Annotated in this window: 20 protein-coding genes; 15 read left to right on the top strand and 5 right to left on the bottom strand. The window is 60.2% G+C overall.

Going from position 1 to position 21,361, the window contains the following annotated elements; all coding sequences use genetic code 11:
* Nucleotides 1–14 precede the first annotated feature (14 nt).
* The 5 genes from RGAI101_RS09350 to RGAI101_RS09330 all read left to right on the top strand — a co-directional run bounded on the left by RGAI101_RS09350 (nucleotide 15) and on the right by RGAI101_RS09330 (nucleotide 4,855).
* Nucleotides 15–818: a cytochrome c oxidase subunit 3 gene (locus RGAI101_RS09350; RefSeq protein ID WP_008227607.1), complete on the top strand. Its 804-nt coding sequence runs from the start codon at nucleotides 15–17 to the stop codon at nucleotides 816–818.
* Between the two features lie 119 nt (nucleotides 819–937).
* Nucleotides 938–1,615: an SURF1 family protein gene (locus RGAI101_RS09345; RefSeq protein ID WP_008228548.1), complete on the top strand. Its 678-nt coding sequence runs from the start codon at nucleotides 938–940 to the stop codon at nucleotides 1,613–1,615.
* An 8-nt stretch (nucleotides 1,616–1,623) separates the two neighbouring features.
* Nucleotides 1,624–3,012: a threonine synthase gene (gene thrC / locus RGAI101_RS09340; protein WP_008225651.1), complete on the top strand. Its 1,389-nt coding sequence runs from the start codon at nucleotides 1,624–1,626 to the stop codon at nucleotides 3,010–3,012.
* Nucleotides 3,009–4,271, top strand: coding sequence for a M16 family metallopeptidase (locus RGAI101_RS09335; RefSeq protein WP_008229327.1), 1,263 nt, complete (start codon nucleotides 3,009–3,011; stop codon nucleotides 4,269–4,271). The genes thrC and RGAI101_RS09335 overlap by 4 nt, the downstream gene beginning before the upstream one ends.
* A complete protein-coding gene (locus RGAI101_RS09330) occupies nucleotides 4,271–4,855 on the top strand; it encodes a GNAT family N-acetyltransferase (protein ID WP_008228526.1) in 585 nt (194 codons plus the stop codon). Before RGAI101_RS09335 ends, RGAI101_RS09330 begins: the two co-directional genes overlap by 1 nt.
* Before the next feature lie 97 nt (nucleotides 4,856–4,952).
* Here RGAI101_RS09330 and RGAI101_RS09325 read toward each other — a convergent pair whose 3' ends face one another.
* Nucleotides 4,953–5,528, bottom strand: a complete 576-nt coding sequence (locus tag RGAI101_RS09325; RefSeq protein WP_008225698.1) for a GcrA family cell cycle regulator — start codon at nucleotides 5,526–5,528, stop codon at nucleotides 4,953–4,955.
* 424 nt (nucleotides 5,529–5,952) lie between these two features.
* Between RGAI101_RS09325 and RGAI101_RS09320 the strand changes: the two genes are divergently transcribed.
* The 3 genes from RGAI101_RS09320 to RGAI101_RS09310 all read left to right on the top strand — a co-directional run bounded on the left by RGAI101_RS09320 (nucleotide 5,953) and on the right by RGAI101_RS09310 (nucleotide 9,106).
* Nucleotides 5,953–7,128, top strand: a complete 1,176-nt coding sequence (locus RGAI101_RS09320; protein WP_037227852.1) for an aspartate aminotransferase family protein — start codon at nucleotides 5,953–5,955, stop codon at nucleotides 7,126–7,128.
* 77 nt (nucleotides 7,129–7,205) lie between these two features.
* Nucleotides 7,206–8,111 carry an ornithine carbamoyltransferase gene (argF, locus tag RGAI101_RS09315; protein ID WP_008225433.1) on the top strand — a complete coding sequence of 302 codons (906 nt, stop codon included), beginning with the start codon at nucleotides 7,206–7,208 and terminating at the stop codon, nucleotides 8,109–8,111.
* Entirely contained in the window at nucleotides 8,108–9,106 is a 999-nt protein-coding gene (locus RGAI101_RS09310; RefSeq protein ID WP_008225457.1) for a 2-dehydropantoate 2-reductase, read from the top strand. Before argF ends, RGAI101_RS09310 begins: the two co-directional genes overlap by 4 nt.
* Here the strand turns inward: RGAI101_RS09310 and RGAI101_RS09305 are convergent.
* Complete coding sequence (locus tag RGAI101_RS09305) at nucleotides 9,099–10,580, bottom strand: inorganic phosphate transporter (protein WP_008228210.1); 1,482 nt, start codon at nucleotides 10,578–10,580, stop codon at nucleotides 9,099–9,101. The two genes, RGAI101_RS09310 and RGAI101_RS09305, sit on opposite strands and share 8 nt — an antisense overlap.
* A gap of 77 nt (nucleotides 10,581–10,657) precedes the next feature.
* The gene (locus RGAI101_RS09300) at nucleotides 10,658–11,116 is read right to left on the bottom strand and encodes an NUDIX hydrolase (RefSeq protein ID WP_008227127.1); all 459 of its coding nucleotides are present in this window, start codon (nucleotides 11,114–11,116) and stop codon (nucleotides 10,658–10,660) included.
* 149 nt (nucleotides 11,117–11,265) lie between these two features.
* Between RGAI101_RS09300 and gndA the strand changes: the two genes are divergently transcribed.
* Nucleotides 11,266–12,693: an NADP-dependent phosphogluconate dehydrogenase gene (gndA, locus tag RGAI101_RS09295; protein WP_008228044.1), complete on the top strand. Its 1,428-nt coding sequence runs from the start codon at nucleotides 11,266–11,268 to the stop codon at nucleotides 12,691–12,693.
* On the opposite strand, the gene truA is transcribed toward gndA, so the two are convergent.
* A complete protein-coding gene (gene truA, locus RGAI101_RS09290) occupies nucleotides 12,690–13,460 on the bottom strand; it encodes a tRNA pseudouridine(38-40) synthase TruA (RefSeq protein WP_008228070.1) in 771 nt (256 codons plus the stop codon). The genes gndA and truA overlap by 4 nt on opposite strands.
* Nucleotides 13,461–13,569: 109 nt before the next feature.
* On the opposite strand from truA, the gene RGAI101_RS09285 reads away from it, so the two are divergent.
* From RGAI101_RS09285 to RGAI101_RS09265, 5 genes are all read left to right on the top strand, one after another.
* Entirely contained in the window at nucleotides 13,570–14,982 is a 1,413-nt protein-coding gene (locus RGAI101_RS09285) for a YcjX family protein (protein ID WP_008225338.1), read from the top strand.
* Complete coding sequence (locus RGAI101_RS09280) at nucleotides 14,979–15,434, top strand: GNAT family N-acetyltransferase (RefSeq protein ID WP_037227850.1); 456 nt, start codon at nucleotides 14,979–14,981, stop codon at nucleotides 15,432–15,434. The genes RGAI101_RS09285 and RGAI101_RS09280 overlap by 4 nt, the downstream gene beginning before the upstream one ends.
* Entirely contained in the window at nucleotides 15,434–16,447 is a 1,014-nt protein-coding gene (locus tag RGAI101_RS09275) for a YcjF family protein (protein ID WP_037227847.1), read from the top strand. The genes RGAI101_RS09280 and RGAI101_RS09275 overlap by 1 nt, the downstream gene beginning before the upstream one ends.
* 248 nt (nucleotides 16,448–16,695) lie before the next feature.
* A complete protein-coding gene (ileS, locus tag RGAI101_RS09270) occupies nucleotides 16,696–19,611 on the top strand; it encodes an isoleucine--tRNA ligase (protein ID WP_008229208.1) in 2,916 nt (971 codons plus the stop codon).
* Nucleotides 19,612–19,641: 30 nt separating this feature from the next.
* Complete coding sequence (locus RGAI101_RS09265; RefSeq protein WP_008225819.1) at nucleotides 19,642–20,097, top strand: methylated-DNA--[protein]-cysteine S-methyltransferase; 456 nt, start codon at nucleotides 19,642–19,644, stop codon at nucleotides 20,095–20,097.
* Between the two features lie 45 nt (nucleotides 20,098–20,142).
* On the opposite strand, the gene RGAI101_RS09260 is transcribed toward RGAI101_RS09265, so the two are convergent.
* Nucleotides 20,143–20,838 carry a CDP-alcohol phosphatidyltransferase family protein gene (locus RGAI101_RS09260; protein ID WP_008227936.1) on the bottom strand — a complete coding sequence of 232 codons (696 nt, stop codon included), beginning with the start codon at nucleotides 20,836–20,838 and terminating at the stop codon, nucleotides 20,143–20,145.
* Nucleotides 20,839–21,025: 187 nt separating this feature from the next.
* On the opposite strand from RGAI101_RS09260, the gene rpmB reads away from it, so the two are divergent.
* On the top strand, nucleotides 21,026–21,328 hold the full coding sequence (gene rpmB, locus RGAI101_RS09255) for a 50S ribosomal protein L28 (protein ID WP_008226682.1): 303 nt from the start codon (nucleotides 21,026–21,028) through the stop codon (nucleotides 21,326–21,328).
* Nucleotides 21,329–21,361: the final 33 nt, after the last annotated feature.

Below are 21,361 nucleotides of genomic sequence, written 5' to 3'. Positions count from 1 at the left end.
TGAGGGACGCCATCATGGCCCATGAAAAAAACCACGACTATCACATTCTAGCGCCCTCGACATGGCCCCTGCTTAGCTCGCTGGCTGGCAGCATCATGCTGGCGGGTATCGTTTTCTGGATGCACGATGTAACACCGTTCGTCTTCTTCGGCGGTTTCATCGCGGTTCTGTACTGCATGTTTGGCTGGTGGTCCGAAGTGGTCGCCGAAAGCAAGATTGGCGATCACACGCCGGTCGTGCGTATCGGGCTGCGCTATGGCTTCATCCTGTTCATCATGTCCGAAGTGATGTTCTTTGTCGCGTGGTTCTGGACCTTCTTCAAAGAAGCGCTTTACCCGATGAGCGATTTTCCGGGCTCCGAGTATGTTCAGCCTGACATCATCCCCGTCGACGCATTCCACCTTCCCCTGATAAACACGCTGATCTTGCTGCTGTCGGGCTGTGCCGTGACATGGGCACACCATGCGTTGGTACATGAAAACAACCGCAAAGACCTGATCACCGGACTGGCGCTTGCGATCGGTCTTGGCCTCATGTTCACCGCATTCCAGGCGTTTGAATATTACGAATTGATTGCCCATTATGACTGGCAGTTCGGTGGCGACCTATTCTTCTCCAGCTTCTTTATGGCAACCGGCTTTCACGGCTTTCACGTGATCATTGGTACGATCTTTCTGACCGTCTGCCTGATCCGCGCGCTAAAGGGGCATTTCACGCCCGAACAGCACGTTGGTTTCGAAGCCGCGGCTTGGTACTGGCACTTCGTCGATGTGGTATGGCTCTTCCTGTTCTTCGCCGTCTACATGTGGGGCATCTAAACGCCCCGGCGGCTTGCAAACCGCCTTGGAATGACTAAAAGCTACGGGCGCGCGAGGGGAACCTTGCGCGCCTCTGCATTCAAGCCGCCCGAACGGGTGACCAACCTCAAGAGAGCCTTATGCGTCGCACGCTATTCTTGCTGATCGTCGGTCTTGGCGGGGCAGCTATCCTGATCTCGCTGGGCGTCTGGCAGATTCAGCGTCTTGCGTGGAAAGAGGCGATCATCAGCGACATCAACGCCCGTATCGTGGCAGAGCCGGTTGCATTGCCGGATGAAGTTGCGCCTGAATCCGATGCCTATCTTCCGGTCTCTGCCACCGGCGTGATCGGGGATGGCGAACTGCATATTCTTGTGTCGCAAAAGGATCTGGGTGCAGGATACCGGATTATTGCGCCCTTCACGCTGGAAGATGGCCGCAAGATCATGGTCGACCGGGGTTTTGCGCTGACCACCGCCAAAACGACATCGCGGGCCGTTGGGCGGATGACCATCATTGGCAACCTGCAATGGCCGCAGGAGACTGACGGTTTCACCCCTGCGCCTGATCTGGCCGCAAATATCTGGTTTGCCCGCGATGTGCCTGCGATGGCTGACGCGTTGCAGACCCTCCCCATTTTGCTGGTCGCGCGCAGCAGTACCCCCGCTGCGGCTGACATCAGCCCATTGCCCATCGATACGGCGCGTATTCCCAATGACCACTTGCAATACGCCATCACCTGGTTCTCTCTTGCCGCCATCTGGCTAGGCATGAGCCTTTTCTTCCTGCGCCGCCGCGCACCCAAAGTCGAAAGCTGACCTTTCTTATGCGTTACGTTTCCACCCGTGGTTCCGCCCCTGTCCTGAATTTCGAAGACGCACTGCTGACCGGGCTTGCCCGTGACGGCGGCCTTTATGTCCCAGAAAAGATTCCGACCCTTAGTCGCGGTGATCTGACCGAAATGGCGACGATGTCTTACGAGGACGTTGCTTTCAAAGTGATGAAGCCTTTTATCGGCGACACATTCACGGACGCGGAATTCAAAGCCCTGATCGCAAAGGCGTATGCGGGGTTCAACCATACGGTCCGCGCGCCGTTGGTCCAGCTGGATCAAGGACATTTCCTGCTTGAGCTGTTTCACGGTCCCACGCTGGCCTTCAAAGACTTTGCCATGCAGTTAATCGGCCACATGTTTCAGGCCGTTTTGTCGCGCAAGGGCGAACGGGTGACCATCGTTGGTGCGACGTCCGGCGACACAGGCTCCGCCGCGATCGAGGCATTCCGGGGGCTGGATAACGTCGACGTCTTTATCTTGTTCCCTCACGGCCGCGTGTCCGACGTTCAGCGCCGCCAGATGACAACGCCAGCAGAAAAGAATGTTCACGCCTTGGCGCTGGATGGCGATTTCGATGATTGTCAGGCCCGCCTGAAGGACATGTTTAACGATCATGCCTTCCGCGACGGGGTAAAGCTGGCGGGGGTGAACAGCATCAACTGGGGCCGCGTGCTGGCGCAGGTGGTGTATTACTTCACTGCCGGCCTGTCTTTGGGTGCGCTGGACCGCAAGGTCAGCTTTACCGTTCCCACCGGCAACTTCGGTGATATTTTCGCGGGCTATATCGCACGCGAAATGGGACTGCCGATTGCCGATCTGGTGGTCGCCACAAACCAGAACGACATCTTGCATCGCTGCCTTACGACCGGTGCCTATCACAAGGGTGCGGTCCACGCGTCTATCAGCCCGTCGATGGACATTCAGGTCAGTTCGAATTTCGAGCGCGCGTTGTATTTCGCCTATGGTCAGGACAGCGATGCGATCAACGGGTTGATGAACGATCTGGCGGACGGTGGTTTTGACGTGGGCGACAATGCCCTGCGTGATCTGCAAAACACCTACAAATCGGGGCGGGTCTCGGAAGAGGAAACTTCGGCCACGATCAAGGAATTTTACGCGACCACAGGCGAATTGCTGTGTCCGCATTCGGCCATCGGTGTGCGTGTGGCCCAAGAGATGCGCGACCCGGCGACGCCGATGATCACGCTGGCCACCGCGCATCCCGCCAAATTCCCCGACGCGGTCGAAGCTGCCACAGGTGTGCGCCCGCCGCTGCCAGACCATATGGCCGATCTGTTTGACCGCGACGAACGCCTGACACGGGTGCCCAACGATCTTGAGGCGCTCAAAGACATTATCAAAGGGGGCATCGCCCAGTGAGCCTACAGCAACACCGCCTGTCCAACGGCTTTCGCATTGTCACCGAACACATGCCTGGCTTGGCCTCGGCGTCGATCGGCGTTTGGGTCACCGCAGGCGCGCGCCACGAGACGCCGCAGCAAAACGGTATCGCCCATTTTCTGGAGCATATGGCGTTCAAGGGCACGGCCAAACGTACATCGTTGCAGATCGCCGAAGCCATTGAAGACGTGGGCGGCTATATCAACGCCTATACCTCGCGCGAGGTGACGGCCTATTATGTACGCGTATTGGAAAACGACGTGTCGCTTGGCCTTGATGTGATCGCAGATATCCTGCGCAATCCGGTTCTGGACAACAACGAGATCGAAGTCGAACGCGGGGTCATCCTGCAGGAAATCGGTCAGGCACTGGATACCCCGGACGATGTGATTTTCGACTGGCTTCAAGAGGAAGCCTATCCGAACCAGCCTCTTGGCCGCACGATCCTTGGCCCGTCCGAGGCTGTCTCAAGGTTTTCGCGCGAAGATCTGTCGGGGTTCATCGACCAGCACTACGGCCCCGACCAGATGATTCTGGCTGCGGCAGGGGCTGTGGATCATGATGAAATCGTGCGTCTGGCTGAGCAGTTGTTCGGTGATATGCCGAAAAAACCCATGTTTGACGTAGATGCCGCAAAGTTCACAGGCGGAGAGCTTCGCCAGGTGAAAACACTTGAGCAGGCGCATTTCGCCCTTGGATTTGAATCGCCGGGCTACCGTGCCGACGATATCTATGTGGCGCAAATCTATGCCTCCGCCCTTGGCGGCGGCATGTCCAGCCGCCTGTTCCAGGAAGTCCGTGAAAACCGGGGACTGTGCTACACGATTTTCGCACAGGCAGGTGCTTATGCGGACACCGGCATGATGACGATCTACGCGGGCACCAGCGGCGAACAATTGCCCGAACTCGCGGGGATCACGATTGACGAGATGAAGCGCGCTGCATCCGACATGTCGCCTGCCGAAGTCGCCCGTGCGCGTGCCCAGATGAAAGCTGGCCTGTTGATGGGGCTGGAAAGCCCTTCAAACCGTGCCGAACGCCTGGCGCGACTGATCCAGATCTGGGATCGTGTCCCGCCGCTGGAAGAAACCATTGCGCAGATTGATGCCGTGACGACGGGCGATGTCCGTGATTTCGCGCAGACCATGGCGGCCACCGCACCAGCTGCATTGGCGCTCTATGGTCCGGTCGAAAACGCACCCACTTTGGCAGAATTGCAAGAACGCCGCGCTGCCTGATGCTTTTGGTCAAACGAAAATTGGCGATTGAAACGGAACGGTTGACCCTGCGTCCGCCGATCCACGCCGATTTTCGGTCTTGGGCAACGTTGCGCTCGGAAAGCATTGAATACCTTACCCCGTGGGAACCGTCTTGGGCAAAGGATCACCTGTCGCGCAAGGCGTTCACCAACCGCGTCTATTGGGCCAACCGGTCGGTATCCGGCGGGACGGCGCTGCCATTGTTCCTGATCCGGCGCAAAGATAATGTTCTGATCGGGGCGATCACGCTCGATAACATCCGCCGGGGGCCCTCGCAGGCCGGTACGCTTGGCTATTGGACCGGAGAGCAGTTTGCGCGCCGTGGCTATATGCGCGAAGCGATCGAGGCGACGGTGCACCATGCCTTCACGCGTCTGGATCTTAGCCGGGTAGAGGCTGCGTGCTTGCCCGAAAATGCGGCCTCGCGGGGGTTGCTGGAAAAAACCGGTTTCAAGTACGAGGGCGTCGCGCAAAGCTATCTACAGATCGACGGACGCTGGCGCACTCACGTGCTCTATGCCCAGCTGCGCAATGACCGGCGTGGAAAAACAGCCGTCGGCTAAGGCGTGTCCGACGGCAAAGACGATAACAATTTTATGGGGTCAGTATGCCTCTTCCACGTCGGCACTGCCTGACGTGAAAGAGGTTATCAAAGAGCGTTTACCGACGGCGGTCGCGCCGTGCGCTCATGGGCTGGAAGGCGACGCCGACATGGGCCTCGCAATAGGGTTTGCCTTGTTGCACAGGCAGACCGCAGAACCAGAAATCATCCGTCGCCGGATCGCCGACAGGCCATTTGCAGGTCCGTTCCGTCAGGTCCATCAGGCCAATCTTCTTGGATTTCTTCTCGACCTCACTCACCTTGGCCAGCGCCTCGGGGCTGATCTCGTTCGCCGAAGGCTGCGGGGGCAGCGGCTGGCCCGCTGGAATGATCTTTGCGCGTGCTGGCAGGTTCGGCTTGGGCGCAGGTGCGGCCACGACCTCTTCTACTTCTTCCTTGGGCTCCGGCTTTGGTGCCGGTTTCGGCTTGGCCTCGGCTTTGGGGGCAACGGGTGCTGGCGCGACCGGGGCCGCCGCTGCACCGGTTGCAGTACGGTTCGACAAGCCCAGGCGATGCACTTTGCCAATCACGGCGTTGCGCGTCACGCCGCCCAATTCTTTCGCGATCTGGCTGGCGGATTGGCCCTCACCCCACATCTTTTTCAAAATCTCTACGCGGTCATCGGTCCAAGACATTTGGCGTCCTTAGCTAAAAAGCGGCCCCAATTCGGACCGCCTTGGAAAATCTCAAGTCCCTATACTAATCACTGACAGCTTGGGTGCAAGGCGCGATCCTGTATTTGCGCGGCTTGTAACCCTATTCAGGCGGTCAAAACCATATCATATTAGATCCTCTTCGCAGATCAGGCCCTGAATTCAGACACTCCAGCGCGTTTTTGCTTTGCAAAGCCAGATTGGCGTATTAAGCAAACCCCATGATCAACTGCGCACCCCATATCTTGCGACGACGCCAAGGCTGACCCAGCTGGCTGCCCCGACAGGGGGTGGCATGATCTTTTGCGACAATAATCCGTCGCTCTTTCGTAAATCCCATTGACCCTCTGCCGAACCCATGGCCTTTTGTGGCTTTGATACGGCCAACCCATCAAGGATGATCCCGATGATCCCATCTGTTCTGCCGACCTATTCCCGTGCGCCCCTCAGCTTCGTCGAAGGCGAAGGCGCTTGGCTGATCGAACAGGACGGCCGACGCTTCCTTGATCTGGGGGCGGGCATTGCCGTGAATGCCCTGGGCCACGCCAATCCGGCACTCGTGGCGGCCCTGACCGAACAGGCGGGCAAGCTGTGGCATACCTCGAACCTTTACCAGATCCCGCAACAACAGGCGCTGGCCGATAAACTGGTGGCGCTGACCTTTGCGGACACAGTGTTCTTCACCAACTCAGGGACTGAATCCTGCGAACTGGCCGTGAAAATGGCCCGCAAGTATTTCTATGACAAGGGCCAGCCCGACCGGGTCGAGATCATCACCTTCTCGGGGTCCTTCCATGGCCGCTCCTCCGCGGGGATCGCAGCAGCAGGGTCCGAGAAGATGACCAAAGGCTTCGGACCGCTTTTGCCGGGTTTCGTCCACCTGGACTTTGGCGATCATGACGCGCTCAGGGCGGCAATCACCGATACCACCGCTGCAATCCTGATCGAACCGGTTCAGGGCGAAGGCGGCATTCGTCCGGTCCCCGATCAATGCCTCAAGGGCCTGCGCGACCTGTGCGATGAAAATGGCATCCTGCTGATCATGGACGAAGTGCAATGTGGCGTTGGCCGCACCGGCAAGCTCTTTGCCCACGAATGGTCCGGCATCGCGCCGGACATCATGATGGTTGCCAAAGGCATTGGCGGCGGTTTTCCCTTGGGGGCCGTTCTCGCGACCGAAGATGCCGCATCGGGCATGACCGCCGGCACCCACGGCTCCACCTATGGCGGCAACCCCCTGGGCTGTGCCGTCGGCAACGCGGTGATCGATATCATCAGCGCACCTGATTTCCTTGCCGAGGTGAACCGCAAGGCAGGGCTGATTCTCCAAAAGCTCGAAGGCCTCGTTGCCGGTCACCCTGACATCTTCGAAAGCGTGCGTGGCAGCGGGCTCATGCTCGGTCTCAAATGCAAGGCCACCAACAGCGATGTGGTCTCCGCCGGCTACGCGCACGAAGTCATCACAGTTCCCGCAGCAGATAATGTGATCCGTCTGCTGCCGCCTCTCAACATCACCGATGAAGAAATCGCTGAAGCGATCTCGCGCCTTGATCAAGCCGCAGGCAGCCTTGAAACCGCCTGATCTTCATTTTGCCAAATAAACTCCGGGGGGTTTCGGGGGGGCTGGCCCCCCGTCCTTTCGAAATAAAAGAATCTCTCATGAACCATTTTCTCGATATCCACCAAACCGATCCCGCCGACCTGCGGCACATCATTGACCGCGCCGCCGCCATGAAAAGTAGCCGGCAGGGCCGTCCCCGCGGGGCTCCCGACGATGAACAGCCGCTCAAAGACCACATGGTCGCACTGATTTTCGAAAAACCCTCAACCCGGACCCGCGTCAGTTTCGACGTCGGCGTGCGGCAGATGGGTGGCCAGACGATGGTGCTGTCGGGGGCTGACATGCAGCTGGGCCACGGTGAGACCATCGCCGACACCGCCCGCGTTCTGTCGCGCTACGTCGATCTGATCATGATCCGCACCTTCGAAGAAGCCACCCTTCTCGAGATGGCGGAATACGCCTCTGTTCCTGTGATCAACGGGCTGACCAACCGGACGCACCCGTGCCAGATCATGGCCGATATCATGACCTTCGAGGAACACAGCGGTCCGATCAAAGGCAAGAAGGTCGTCTGGTCCGGAGATGGCAACAACGTCTTTGCCAGTTTTGCCCACGCGGCCAAAAGCTTTGACTTCGAGCTGGTCTTTACCGGTCCGCCGACCCTTGATCCCGAACCCGCGCTGAATGGTCTTTACACGGTCGAACGGGACCCGAACAAGGCCGTCGAAGGCGCGGATCTGGTCGTGACCGACACTTGGGTGTCCATGCATGACCCGCAATCTGCACGCGAACGGCGTCATAACCAGCTACGCGGCTATCAGGTGAATGACGCGTTGATGGCCAAGGCCAAGCCTGACGCCCTTTTCATGCACTGTCTGCCCGCACACCGCGATGACGAGGTGACAAGCTCGGTCATGGACGGTCCGCATTCGGTGATCTTTGACGAGGCCGAGAACCGTCTTCATGCGCAGAAATCCGTCATGCGTTGGTGCTTGGGCAAGTGAACCCGGATCAGCCGATCGTCGTTGCTGGTGCAGGGGCGATAGGCTGTTTTGTGGGCGGGCTTCTGGCGGCGCGGGGCCATCCCGTGACCCTCTTGGGCCGCCCGCGCATCCTTGACCATATCAGATCACACGGGCTGAGCCTGACCGATTTTGACGGGCTGGACCGTGTTGTACGCGCTGCCGATGTGACCCTTTCAGAAGACCCGACCTGCTTGGCCGATGCCAGGATCATCCTGGTTTGCGTAAAGACCGGCGATACCGCGACGGTCGCCCAGGCCATTGCCAGCCACGCTGCGCCGACGGCCACGATCCTGAGTTTGCAGAACGGTATGGAGGCCGTGCAGGTCCTGCGCCAGTATCTGCCGCAATTCGATCTGCGCGCAGGGATGGTGCCATTCAATGTCGTCCCAAAGGCGCTTGGCTGCTATCATCGCGCCACGAGCGGTGGCATCGTAATCGAAGCAGGGCCGAAGGATATCGGGAAGCATCTCGGCTCTCCTGATTTGGCGTTTGCCGAAACATGCCAGATTGAAGCGGTCCAATGGGGCAAGCTTTTGATCAATCTGAACAATGCGTTGAATGCCCTGTCCGGGTTGACCTTGCAGGCCCAACTGCTTTGCCGTCCGTGGCGCTGCATTATGGCGGCGCAGATGGCCGAGGCCTTGCGGGTATTGAAGGCGCACGGCATTTCGCCTGCATCCACCACGCCGCTGCCCGCTGATCTTATCCCGTGGGTGTTGCGTTTGCCCACGCCGCTGTTCTCACGTGTCGCGGCAAAGATGCTGACGATTGACCCGACGGCGCGCACGTCGATGTCTTATGATCTGGAAGCCGGGAAGGCGACCGAGATTGATGCGCTTCAGGGGGCGATCATCGACATGGGCGCGCAAAAGGCGGTGCCCACCCCGATTTGCACCCGCGTGTCCCGGCGGATCAAGCAGGCCCGAGATGCAGGGCAGGGTTTGCCTGACCTGATGCCATCAGACCTTAGCTGACCAGACTGGTCAGAACCCAGTAAATCACTGCCGACATGGTTGCCGCAGCAGGAACCGTGATCACCCATGCTGCCAGGATCGTCATGAAATGCGACCGGCGCACCAGCTTGCGTCTGCGCCGTTCTTCGACGGCAATCTTGTTCACACGACCCACGATGGCACCGGGGCGGCGCAGGCGACGTTCCATATGCCATTCGCGGTAGAACCCGACGCCGAACACGCCACCCACGGCGATATGCGTCGAACTGACAGGCAGGCCCAGCCACGACGCGACGATGACCGTGATCGCAGCTGACAGTGCCACGCAATAGGCGCGCATCGGGTTCAGCTTGGTGATCTGGCTGCCCACCATCCGGATCAGTTTGGGACCAAACAGGAACAACCCGAACGAAATGCCAAAAGCCCCGATCACCATCACCCACATGGGGATCGATACCTTGGCCTCGACCCCGCCAAATTCGGTGGCGTGCACAATCGCGGCCAGAGGCCCGACCGCATTGGCCACATCGTTGGCCCCATGGGCAAAGCTCAGCAGTGCTGCGGAAAAGATCAGGGGCAGGGCGAATAGAAGTTTGACGGATTTGTTGCGGTTCTCCATCCCCTCGGATGTGCGAACGACATAGGGGCGCGATGCGGCATAGGCCAAAGCGCCTGACCCCAAGCCCACCAAGAGGGCGCGGCCCATGTCGATGTCGATAACCTTGCCCAGCCCCTTGAGCGCGAGATAGGTCGCAAAGACACCCGCCATGACGCCGATCAATATCGGCACCCAGCGACGCGCGGCCGCGATCTTGTCATCTTGATACAGAATTTTGGCTTTGATGAGGGCCAGGAAAAGCGCCGCGATCAAGCCGCCCAAGGCAGGCGAGATGATCCAGCTTGCGGCGATCATCCCCATCGATGTCCAGTTGACCGCCGCCATGCCGGCCGCCGCGATACCGGCCCCCATGACGCCGCCGACAACCGAATGCGTGGTCGAGACCGGCGCGCCCACCCACGTGGCCAGGTTCACCCAAAGAGCCGACGATATGAGCGCCGCCATCATGGCCCAGATGAAAATCCTGGTATCGGCAACCGAAGCGGGGTCGATGATGCCCTTGGCGATGGTCGATACCACGTCCCCGCCCGCCAGCAACGCGCCGGCACTTTCGCAAACGGCGGCAATCACAATCGCCCAGCCCATGCTGAGCGCCTTGGCCCCGACCGCGGGGCCCATGTTGTTGGCGACGTCATTCGCCCCGATATTGACGGCCATATAGGCACCGAAGGCGGCAGCAGCGATCACCACGAAATTCGAAGGGGCATGCCCCAGGAAAACGGCAGCAGCCAAAGCGGCCATGACGATAAAGGCCAATGCGATGCCCAGACCAACCATGGGCCGACCGACGTAGCTGGCGGCTTGTTCTACGCGTGAAATGCGGTGCAGGTCGGTATCCAGCGTTTTCCACTGCTGGCCTTTGGGTGCGTCTGTCATGGCGGCTCCGGTCGGTTGAATCCGGCGGTGTTGGCATAGCGGTTTGGGTTTGACAAGTCAGACCACAAGCCGCGCCATCACAGGCCTAGCAATATTTCCCGAAGGTCCGGCTCTGCAACAAGCCGCGCGGCCTCTTGCGGGGTGAACCAACGCCGCTTGCGCTGGCCAACCTCTGGATAGGCATCCTTGATATGCCGCACACGGGTCAGATAGACCTGTGCCACCACCGGCGTGGACAGCCCGTCGTTCAACCCTTTGTCATAGTCATAAAACCCGATGGGATCGGCTTCGATATCGGCCTTTGAAACGCCAGCTTCTTCCCACGCTTCCTGAAGTGCGGCCTGCGCGCCGTTCATCCCGTCGATTGGCCAGCCTTTGGGCACGATCCATCGACCGGTGTCCCGGCTGGTGACCAACAAGACCTCTTTACCGCAGTCCGTTTCACGGTAGCACAGGGCTGCGACCTGAACCATTTTGGGGCGTCGCCAAAGGGGAAGGATCACATCCGACCAGGCGCGTTTGAAGGCGTGCATCATTCTGAAACCAAATGCCTGAATACTTGTTTTTGCTTTTATGCCTCCTTAGTAAACGAATTTATAACTAAAATCAATTCCTTACCAATTTCCCCCTTGTGGGCGGCAGTTTGGATCACCAATCTTTTCCCAACCATGAGGGGACAGGCAGAATGGCAGAACGATACGGCGACGCTGATATCGGAGTTTACGGCCTTGGCACGATGGGTAGCGCGCTGGCGCTGAACCTTGCCGATCACGGCTTCAAGGTTGCGGTCAGCAACAAGGAAACGGATTGGATCGCCCCCTTTCTTCAGGAGGCCGGCCCCCTTGCGCCGCATCTGACCGGAGCGCAGACCCTGACGGAGTTCGTCGCGGCCATTGCCCGCCCGCGCAGCATCCTGTTCATGATCCCCTCGGGCGCGCCGATGGATGCGATGATCGACGCGATCCTGCCGCTGTTGGACGACGGGGACACGATCATTGACGGGGGCAACGCGGATTTCAACGACACCCGCCGCAGGTCCGCCGCGTTCAAGGGCACGGGGCGGCATTTCGTCGGCATGGGCGTTTCCGGCGGTGCCGAAGGGGCGCGCCATGGTCCATCGATGATGGTCGGCGGCACGGCCCACAGCTGGGACCAACTGCGCCCTATGGTCCAGGCCATTGCTGCCAAGTTCGATGGCGATCCCTGCGTCGCGCATCTGGGGCCAGATGGCGCGGGGCATTTCGTCAAGACTGTGCACAACGGGATCGAATACGCCGATATGCAAATGATCGCAGAGGTTTATGGCCTGCTGCGCGATGCAGGCGGGCAGTCGGCCCCGGACATCGGTGCGCTTTTTGAGCGTTGGCAAGATGGCCCCCTTAGCTCGTACCTGATCGAGGTTTCGGCCGCCGCGCTTCAGACGATAGACCCCGAGACGGGACAGCCTCTGGTGGATATGATCCTGGATCAGGCGGGGCAGAAGGGCACCGGCCGCTGGACGCTGATCGAGGCGTTGAAGCTGGGACAATCAGCCAGCACGATCGAGGCCGCAGTGGGCGCACGCGGGTGGTCCAGCGAAAAGGGAACACGCGTGGCCGCAGAGCCGCAATTGCCGGCAATGGCAGCGCATGTCGATCTGCCGGAGCCGGCCGATCTTGAGCGCGCCCTGCTTGCCGCTCGTATCCTTGGCCACACACAGGGCTTTCGTATCCTTTCCGCAGCCTCGGCAGAGTTTGACTGGCAGCTTGATATGGCGCGCATTTCGGAAATCTGGCGGGCTGGCTGCATCATCCGCTCTGCCTTGCTGGACGATTTTGCGGCCGCCTTTCGGGGTGACCTTCCCCTGAACGAACTGGTCCTTGCCCCTGCCATCTCGGACATGCTGGAAGATTCAATCGCATCCCTGCGCCGCGTCGTAGCAGCAGCTGTTATGGCAGGTGTCGCCGTGCCGGCACTTGGCGCGGCCCTGGCGTGGTATGACACGATCCGCCGGGGGCGCGGCACGGCGGACCTCATTCAGGCGCAGCGTGATTTCTTTGGCGCACATGGGTTCGCGAGGGTGGATGCAGAAGGTCGCCATCACGGCGATTGGAACCGCGTCCAGAAAACCTAGCGCGCGAAAGGATCCACCGGATAGTCGACATGCGCCAGATACAGGCCATGCGGCGGGGATACCGGGCCACAGGCCTGACGGTCGCGTGCATCGCGCATCACCTTGACGTCATCGGGCGTCAAAGAACCCGCGCCGACCCTTTCGAGGGTGCCGACAAAGCTGCGCACCTGATTGTGCAGGAACGACCGCGCGCGCACGTCCAGATGGACCTCTAGCCCGCCAAGCGTTTCGACCGCGGAAATATCGATCCGGTCAACGGTCTTGACCGGCGTCGCGGCCTGGCAGATCGTCGACCGGAACGTGGTGAAATCATGTTGCCCGATCAGATGTCTGGCCCCCGCGCGCATCGCGTCCAGATCAAGCGGTTTTTTCACCTGCCAGACCAGCCCTGCCTGATGGGTTGCAGGTGCACGGCGCACCAGAATACGAAACTGGTACCGCCGTTCCTGTGCCGAAAAGCGCGCGTGGAATTCCGGGCCGACCGGGGCGCAATCCACGACCGCGACAGGGTTGGGCTTCATGTGGAAGTTCAACGCTTCCGACAGGCGGAACGGGTCCCAGTCGCGTTCCATGTCGCAATGGGCAACCTGTCCCAACGCATGCACACCGCCATCGGTCCGTCCGGCGGCGGCGATCTTGTGGGCGCGGGGTTCAACCTTGGCCAAGGCGTCTTCGATCACGCCCTGTACGGTCGCAAGGCCGATCTGGCGTTGCCATCCCACGTAAGGCGCGCCGTTATATTCAATTTTCAGGGCATAGCGGTACATGGCGCGGGCTTAGCGCGGGCCGTGCCTTCTGGCAATCCCTGCACCCCGTGCTTATGTTCACTTTCGACGGCAGGAACAGACAACAACAAGATTAGGGCGGGCGCGGGCTTTGGTACTTTCAAAAATTGCCGATGGTATTTGGCGGCAGGTGGAAAATGTACAGGACGGCGTGTCGGAGGTGTTCTTTGAGCCCGTGATCCGCTTGGGCGTCACCGGATTGGCGCGATCGGGCAAGACGGTGTTTATCACGTCCCTTGTGGCGAACCTGCTGGACCGGGGGCGCATGCCGGGTCTGCTGGCCGCGTCCGAGGGCCGGATCGAAGCCGCATTCCTGCAACCCCAGCCCGACGATACTGTCCCGCGCTTCGAGTACGAAAACCACCTTGCCGCATTGACGGGGCCGACGCCCCGCTGGCCCGACAGCACCCGCGCCATATCAGAGCTTCGCTTGTCCCTGCGGGTACGTCCCAAGGGGCTGCTGGCAGGGTTTCAGGGGCCGCGTAGCGTTCATCTGGATATCGTGGATTACCCCGGTGAATGGCTGCTGGATCTGGCGTTGATGGATGTCGATTATGCCGAATGGTCTGCACAAGTCTTGAAGCGGATCGAGAACCGCGAAGAGGCGGCAGGCTATCGGGCGCTGGTCGCTGATACGGACCCCACGGCCGCGCTGGATGAACCCACGGCGCAAACCCTTGCCACCAGCTTTGCCGGCTACTTGCAGACCGCGCGCGCGAATGGCTATTCCGATTGCACGCCGGGGCGGTTCTTGCTGCCCGGTGATCTGGCGGGGTCGCCTGTGCTGACGTTTGCGCCCTTGCCCGGTGGCGATGGGGCACGCGGATCGCTGCTGCGTGAAATGGCGCGGCGGTTCGAAGCGTATAAACGCAAGGTCGTGCAGCCATTTTTCCGCGACCATTTTGCCAAGATCGACCGGCAGGTGGTGCTGGTCGATGCCCTTGGCGCGATCAATCAGGGCCCCCGTGCCGTCGAAGACCTGCGCGGCGCGATGAGCGAAATCCTGAGCAGTTTCAAACCCGGCCGCAACGGGTTTCTGACGAACATACTGCGTGGCAAGCGGGTCGAGAAAATCCTGTTCGCCGCGACAAAGGCCGATCATCTGCACCATTCCCAGCACCCCAGTCTGACCGCCATCATGGAGGCCCTGACCCGTGAAGCCCGCGATCGCGCGCGCTTTGCGGGTGCGGCCACCTCTGCGATGTCGCTGGCATCGTTGCGCGCCACGACCGAGGCGACCATGCCGCATAACGGCGAACCGCTGGACGTGGTGCGCGGCAGCTTGCTTGAGACTGGCAAGGAGGCGGCGTTCTATCCCGGTGAACTGCCCAAGGACCCTGCGCATCTGCTAAGCCCGGCACGGGCGGGGGCCGTGAAATGGCTGGATCAGGACTACAAGATCATGCGGTTTGCACCTGCGCGGCTGAACCTGCGCCCCGGGGATGGGCCACCGCATATCCGTCTGGACAAGGCGGCCGAGTTTTTGATCGGGGATCGTCTGTGACCTTGAGCGGTGTCAGGATCGGCGACGCGCGCGTTTTGGATGCACGTGTATTGGCCGATGTTATGGGGCAGGCGAACGCGCAGCTGGACTGGTTGCCGCGGGTCTATAGCGGTGCTGAGGAAATCGGCACGCTTGGCGACATGATCGACGCAGGCTGGGTGCGGGTGGCGCGTTTGGACCAGCAGGTTCTGGGCTTTATTGCCCTGCGGGGCGGAGAGATTCACGGGCTTTACCTGTGCCCTTCGGTTCAGGGAAAAGGCGTCGCACGGCGCTTGGTCGACGGGGCGAAGGCGGGGCGCGATGAACTGGGGCTCTGGAGCTTTCAGGCCAATGTCCGTGCCGCGCGGTTTTATCGCAAGGCAGGCTTTGTCGAGGTCGCCCGCAGCGACGGGACGGGCAATGATTTCGGGCTGCCCGATATCCGGTTCGAATGGAAAAAAGGGACGACGTGATGGCCAAGGGTCCGATATTATTTGATCTCGAAGAAGACGCGACGCCGCGCCCCTCCGTATCGGACGCGCCGCCCGTGCCCGATGTCGGCATGGCAGCCGCGCAAGGCCAGGCGATGCAGATTGCGGCCCGGCTGGCAGCACGCAAGCCGTCAAAGCTGGTCTGGCTGTTCTGGTGGCTGCTGACGGCGTTGATCGGGGCGCTGGTGTCGATTGCGGCGTGGAATTTTATCACGGGGCTAATGGCCAGCTATCCGCTGATCGGCCTTGCCATGAGCATCCTGATCGGTGCCTTGTTGTTGGTGCTGGCGTTGATTTCACTGCGGGAACTGGCGGCCTTCAGCCGTCTGGCGCGGCTGGACGGGCTGCACCACGATGTGGCCGAAGCACGGGCGCAGGATGATCTGGAGGCCGCGCGTTCGGTCACCGATCGCCTTGTCGGTCTGTACAAGGGCCGCGAAGACACCCGCTGGGGGCGCGACCGTCTGGCCGAGTTGCGCGGCGATCAGTTGGACGCCGGGGCGCTTTTGGCCCTGGCCGAGGCCGAGTTGCTGGGGCCGCTGGACATCGCCGCCAGCCGCGAGGTCGAAGCTGCCGCGCGGCAGGTGGCGACGGTGACCGCGCTGGTGCCACTGGCGCTGGCGGATGTTGCAGCGGCCTTGACCAGCAATCTGCGGATGATCCGCAGAGTGGCAGAGATCTACGGAGGTCGGTCGGGGTTCTTTGGGTCATGGCGGCTGACGCGAGTGGTGCTGTCGCATCTGGTGGCGACGGGGGCGGTGGCCGTAGGCGATGATATGCTTGAGCCAATTCTGGGCGGTACCGTTCTGGCGCGGTTGTCACGGCGGTTCGGCGAAGGGCTGGTGAACGGAGCCCTGACGGCGCGGGTCGGTGTGGCGGCCATGGAGGTCTGTCGTCCGATGCCGTTTTCCGAAGGCCGCAGGCCGAAGGTGCGCAGCATCATCAAGCGGGCGTTGTCGGGATTGTTCGGGAAGGGATCGCAGGCAGGGGAGTAAGGCCGCCTGATTGGGGCGCTGCCCCAAACCCCCGGGATATTTAAGAGCCAGAGAAGGGACGGGCGATGGGGCTTGTCGGTTGCGGTGGCGGGGCTTATAAGGCGCGCATGAACCGGATATCCGTGATCATTATTCGAATTATTTTCCCGGCGCTCTGATTTGACGAGACGCCGGGCCTCAGGTGTTCGAGACTTTCGCACCGCAGTTGACCATCCCTTCCCATATCCGTTTGCCAAAGGACGCCCGCCATGTGCGCCGACACCCCCGAGATGCCCGACTATAAATCCACGCTGAATCTGCCCAAGACCGATTTTCCGATGCGCGCAGGCCTGCCCAAGCGCGAGCCTGAGTGGCTTGAGCGGTGGGAGAAGATCGGGGTCTATGACCGGTTGCGCGAAAAGGAAGGCCGGACGCCTTTCACGCTTCATGATGGTCCCCCCTATGCCAACGGGCATCTGCATATCGGCCACGCGTTGAACAAGACGATCAAGGACATGATCGTACGGAGCCATCAGATGATGGGCTTTGATGCGCGCTATATCCCGGGCTGGGATTGCCACGGTCTGCCGATTGAATGGAAGATCGAAGAGCAGTACCGCAACAAGGGCCGCAACAAGGACGACGTGCCGATCAACGATTTCCGTGCCGAGTGCCGCAAGTTCGCCGCAGGCTGGGTCGACGTGCAGCGCGAGGAATTCAAGCGTCTTGGCATCACGGGAAATTGGGCTGATCCGTATCTGACGATGGATTTCCACGCCGAGCGTGTGATCGCCGAAGAATTCATGAAGTTCCTGATGAACGGCACGCTTTATCAGGGGTCCAAGCCGGTGATGTGGTCGCCGGTTGAAAAGACCGCGCTGGCCGAGGCCGAGGTCGAGTATCACGACAAGGAAAGCTTTACCATCTGGGTGAAGTTCAAGGTTGTCGGCACGGGCGATGCCGCGTTGGATGGCGCGCAGGTGGTGATCTGGACCACGACGCCCTGGACCATGCCAAGCAACAAGGCGGTCGTCTATGGCGAGGCGATTTCATATGGTCTGTATGAGGTCGTCGAGACCCCGGAGGAATCTTGGGTCAACGTAGGTGATCGTTATCTGCTTGCGGATAATCTGGCGGGTGACGTCATGACGCGCGCACGTCTGGAAGATGGCATGTACCGCCGGGTGCGGGATGTCACGAATGACGAACTTGCGGGTATTGCGCTTCAGCATCCGCTTGCCGGGGCCGAAGGGGGCAATGGCGAATGGGACGACATCCGCGATTTCCGCGCTGCTGATTTCGTGACCGATACCGAAGGCACTGGTTTCGTACATTGTGCGCCGTCCCACGGCCTTGAGGAATACGAACTGTACCGCAGTCTGGGCATGCTGGAGCAGGTGATCACCTATAACGTGGTCGAAGACGGCTCTTTCCGCGCGGATCTGCCGTTCTTTGGCGGTAAGGCGATTCTGAAGCCAAATGGCAAGGAAGGTGATGCGAACACCGCCGTGATCAACAAGCTGGTCGAAGTTGGCGGTTTGCTGGCGCGCGGCAAGATCAAGCACAGCTACCCGCATTCCTGGCGTTCGAAAGCGCCGGTGATCTACCGCAATACGGCGCAATGGTTTGCGGCCATCGACAAGCCTGTCGGTGATGGTCTGGACATGCACGGCAAGACGATCCGCGAACGCGCCCTGACCGAAATCGATAACGTCAACTGGGTCCCCAAGAAGGGCCGCAACCGTCTTTATTCGATGATGGAGGCGCGGCCGGATTGGGTGTTGTCGCGTCAACGCGCCTGGGGTGTGCCGCTGACCTGTTTCACCAAGAAAGGGGCCTTGCCAACCGACGCTGATTTCCTGCTGCGCAACCCGGATGTAAACCAGCGCATCGTTGACGCCTTCGAGGCGGATGGCGCGGATGTCTGGTACGAGGATGGCGCAAAGGAACGGTTCCTTGGCGGGATCGTGAACCCGGATGACTACAATCAGGTGTTCGATATTCTGGACGTATGGTTCGATTCCGGATCGACCCATGCCTTTGTTTTGCGCGACCGGCCCGACGGGACCAAGGACGGCATTGCCGACGTATATATGGAAGGTACGGACCAGCACCGTGGCTGGTTCCATTCGTCGCTGTTGCAATCGGTCGGCACCACGGGCCATGCGCCTTACCGCAATGTGGTCACACACGGGTTCACGCTGGATGAAAAGGGCATGAAGATGTCCAAATCCATCGGTAACACCATCGTGCCGGAAAAGATCGTGCAGCAATATGGCGCTGATATTCTGCGGCTGTGGGTGGCACAAACCGACTATACCGCTGACCAGCGCATCGGGCCCGAGATTCTGAAGGGTGTGGCCGACAGCTATCGCCGGTTGCGGAATACCATGCGCTATATGCTGGGTGCCCTGAGCGATTTCGAGGAAAGCGACCGGACAGCCCCTGCCGATATGCCCGAGCTTGAACGCTGGGTGCTGCACCGGGTGGCCGAGTTGGACGCGCAGGTCCGCGACGGGTATGCCAAGTTCGATTTCCAAGGCGTTTTCCAGGCGGTCTTTACCTTTGCCACGGTCGATCTGTCGGCGTTCTATTTCGATGTGCGCAAGGATGCGCTGTATTGCGATGGCGACACGCTGCGCCGTCGTGCAGCGCGCACCGTGCTGGATATCCTGTTCCACCGCCTGACCACTTGGCTGGCACCCGTTCTGGTGTTCACCATGGAAGAGGTCTGGCTCGAGAGGTTCCCGGGAGAGGAAAGCTCGGTTCACTTGACCGACATTCCGGCGACTCCCGCAGACTGGCTCGATTCTGGTCTGGCCGCGAAATGGGCCAAGGTCCGTGCCGCGCGGCGTGTCGTCACCTCGGCCCTCGAGGTGCAGCGCGTCGAGAAGGTGATCGGTGCGTCGCTTGAGGCGGCCCCGATCGTTTATGTCGCCGATGATGCGCAGCGCGCGGCCTTGGAGAGCGTGGTGTTCGAGGATGTGTGCATCACGTCGCAGATCGCCATTTCAGACGATGAGGCCCCAGCCGAAGCGTTCCGCATGCCAGAGACCGAAGGCGTTGCCGTGGTGTTCGAGAAGGCAGCAGGCGAGAAATGTGCCCGCTGTTGGAAGGTATTGCCCGATGTTGGCACGCACAGCCACGCTGGCGTATGTGGTCGCTGTGACGCGGCCGTGTCGTAAGGTGGGGCGCGTTTCGCGCAGCGCTGAGGCATGAAGCACTGCTCGGTCGTGACGCAGTTCGGCACGCTGAGTTTGACGGAACAGACAGGCGCGATTACGCGCCTGTCCTGGGGATCTGCTGACACGGAAGGCCGGAGTGATTTACTGGATCGTGCGGCCGACCAGCTGCGCGCCTTTGATGCGAGCCAGCTGACGCAGTTCGACCTGCCGCTTTATGTTGCGGGCAGTGACGTCCTGCGAGCCGTGTGCGCCGAGATCTCGGCAATTCCATTCGGCGAGACCTGCACTTACGGGGATATTGCCAAAAAGCTTGGCATCCCCGCACAGGTGGTGGGGCAGGCCTGCGGTCAAAATCCGATTCCCGTTATCATCCCGTGCCACCGCGTGATGGGGGCCAAAGGGCTGACAGGCTATTCGGGGGCAGGGGGAATCGAGACAAAGATTGCCTTGTTGCGCCACGAAGGGGCTGCGGCGCTTTTGATTTGACGGATCTGATGTGAACTCAAGAGGGGCGTGGTTTATCCACCCGCCCTACAAATTCCGCTCGTACAGGAACTGCTGGGCGACGCCTGCGAAAGTCAGATACAGGCTGGTGATTATCAATCCCCAGTGCGCCCAGCTTTCGGGGTGAAAATCGACCCACGCGGCCCATCCCGCAAAAAACGTCCAGGCCAGGGCCATGGGCAAGGTCACGGACCGCCAGCGTTCCGTTCGCACGGGGTGGACGAACTTCAGCGGTGCAAACATCGTCCCGGCAAGGAAGGTCACAAGCATCAGCGACACCCACCAAGGCGGGCTGAGCGCAAACAGGACCAACACCAGCATATTCCAGCATCCGGGAAAGCCCCAGAATGAATTGTCTTTGGTTTTCATGCGGGTATCGCAAAAATACATCGCGCTGGCGAAGGTGATGATGATGATCATCACCCAGCCGCTCCACCCGTCCATCAGGCCGGATTTGAACAGCGCAAAGGCGGGGATGAACACATATGTCAGGTAATCGATGATCAGGTCCAGAAGGACGCCATCGAACTGCGGCGCATTGACCTTTACGTCGTATTTACGCGCCAGCGGGCCGTCGATCCCATCGACAAAGAACGCGACGACCAGCCACAGGAACATCAGATCCCATTCGCCATCGACCGCAGCGAGCATGGCAAGCATGGCGAAAATCGCGCCCGTTGCAGTAAAAAGATGTACAAGAAGGGCGCGTGTCTGAATATGCATGGATCACAGATGGCAAATCTTTTGCGCGGATGCAAAAGGAAAAGCGCATTTTGTCACGCAGGCTTGGGTTGACCCCGTCAGTGATTCCGCCTAAAGCCAGCAGACGAATTTCAGGGTTGCCGAAAAGCAGCCCGTTTGGGTGTTATGTCGGATCGCCGTCACCGCCCCGCAGCAAAAGGATTAACCCATGTCGCGTGTTTGCGAATTGACCGGAAAAGGCCCGATGACGGGCAACAACGTAAGCCACGCCAAGAACCGCACCCGTCGCCGGTTTTTGCCTAACTTGAACGATGTGACCCTGCAGTCTGAATCGCTGGGCCGCAGCTTCAAGTTCCGCATTTCTGCGGCTGCTTTGCGCACTGTCGACCACCGTGGTGGTCTGGACAAATTCATGGCCAAAGCAAAGGACACTGAACTGTCCGGTAACGCCCTGAAGGTTAAGAAAGCGATTGCAAAGTCTGCAACCACGACTGCTGACGCACTTTCCTAAGCTGTCCTTTCTGACGCGAATTTTGCAACCCCG

The sequence above is a fragment of the Roseobacter sp. GAI101 genome (assembly GCF_000156335.1).
GTDB lineage: Bacteria > Pseudomonadota > Alphaproteobacteria > Rhodobacterales > Rhodobacteraceae > Sulfitobacter.
This window is presented reverse-complemented; position numbering and strand designations above follow the sequence as displayed.

Bases quoted from the DNA above. Each gene is read 5' to 3' on its own strand.
- RGAI101_RS09350 (WP_008227607.1), top strand. From the start codon at position 15: ATGGCCCATGAAAAAAACCACGACTATCACATTCTAGCGCCCTCGACA.
- RGAI101_RS09345 (WP_008228548.1), top strand. From the start codon at position 938: ATGCGTCGCACGCTATTCTTGCTGATCGTCGGTCTTGGCGGGGCAGCT.
- thrC (WP_008225651.1), top strand. From the start codon at position 1,624: ATGCGTTACGTTTCCACCCGTGGTTCCGCCCCTGTCCTGAATTTCGAA.
- RGAI101_RS09330 (WP_008228526.1), top strand. From the start codon at position 4,271: ATGCTTTTGGTCAAACGAAAATTGGCGATTGAAACGGAACGGTTGACC.
- RGAI101_RS09325 (WP_008225698.1), bottom strand. From the start codon at position 5,528: ATGTCTTGGACCGATGACCGCGTAGAGATTTTGAAAAAGATGTGGGGT.
- RGAI101_RS09320 (WP_037227852.1), top strand. From the start codon at position 5,953: ATGATCCCATCTGTTCTGCCGACCTATTCCCGTGCGCCCCTCAGCTTC.
- argF (WP_008225433.1), top strand. From the start codon at position 7,206: ATGAACCATTTTCTCGATATCCACCAAACCGATCCCGCCGACCTGCGG.
- RGAI101_RS09305 (WP_008228210.1), bottom strand. From the start codon at position 10,580: ATGACAGACGCACCCAAAGGCCAGCAGTGGAAAACGCTGGATACCGAC.
- RGAI101_RS09300 (WP_008227127.1), bottom strand. From the start codon at position 11,116: ATGATGCACGCCTTCAAACGCGCCTGGTCGGATGTGATCCTTCCCCTT.
- gndA (WP_008228044.1), top strand. From the start codon at position 11,266: ATGGCAGAACGATACGGCGACGCTGATATCGGAGTTTACGGCCTTGGC.
- truA (WP_008228070.1), bottom strand. From the start codon at position 13,460: ATGTACCGCTATGCCCTGAAAATTGAATATAACGGCGCGCCTTACGTG.
- RGAI101_RS09275 (WP_037227847.1), top strand. From the start codon at position 15,434: ATGGCCAAGGGTCCGATATTATTTGATCTCGAAGAAGACGCGACGCCG.
- ileS (WP_008229208.1), top strand. From the start codon at position 16,696: ATGTGCGCCGACACCCCCGAGATGCCCGACTATAAATCCACGCTGAAT.
- RGAI101_RS09265 (WP_008225819.1), top strand. From the start codon at position 19,642: ATGAAGCACTGCTCGGTCGTGACGCAGTTCGGCACGCTGAGTTTGACG.
- RGAI101_RS09260 (WP_008227936.1), bottom strand. From the start codon at position 20,838: ATGCATATTCAGACACGCGCCCTTCTTGTACATCTTTTTACTGCAACG.
- rpmB (WP_008226682.1), top strand. From the start codon at position 21,026: ATGTCGCGTGTTTGCGAATTGACCGGAAAAGGCCCGATGACGGGCAAC.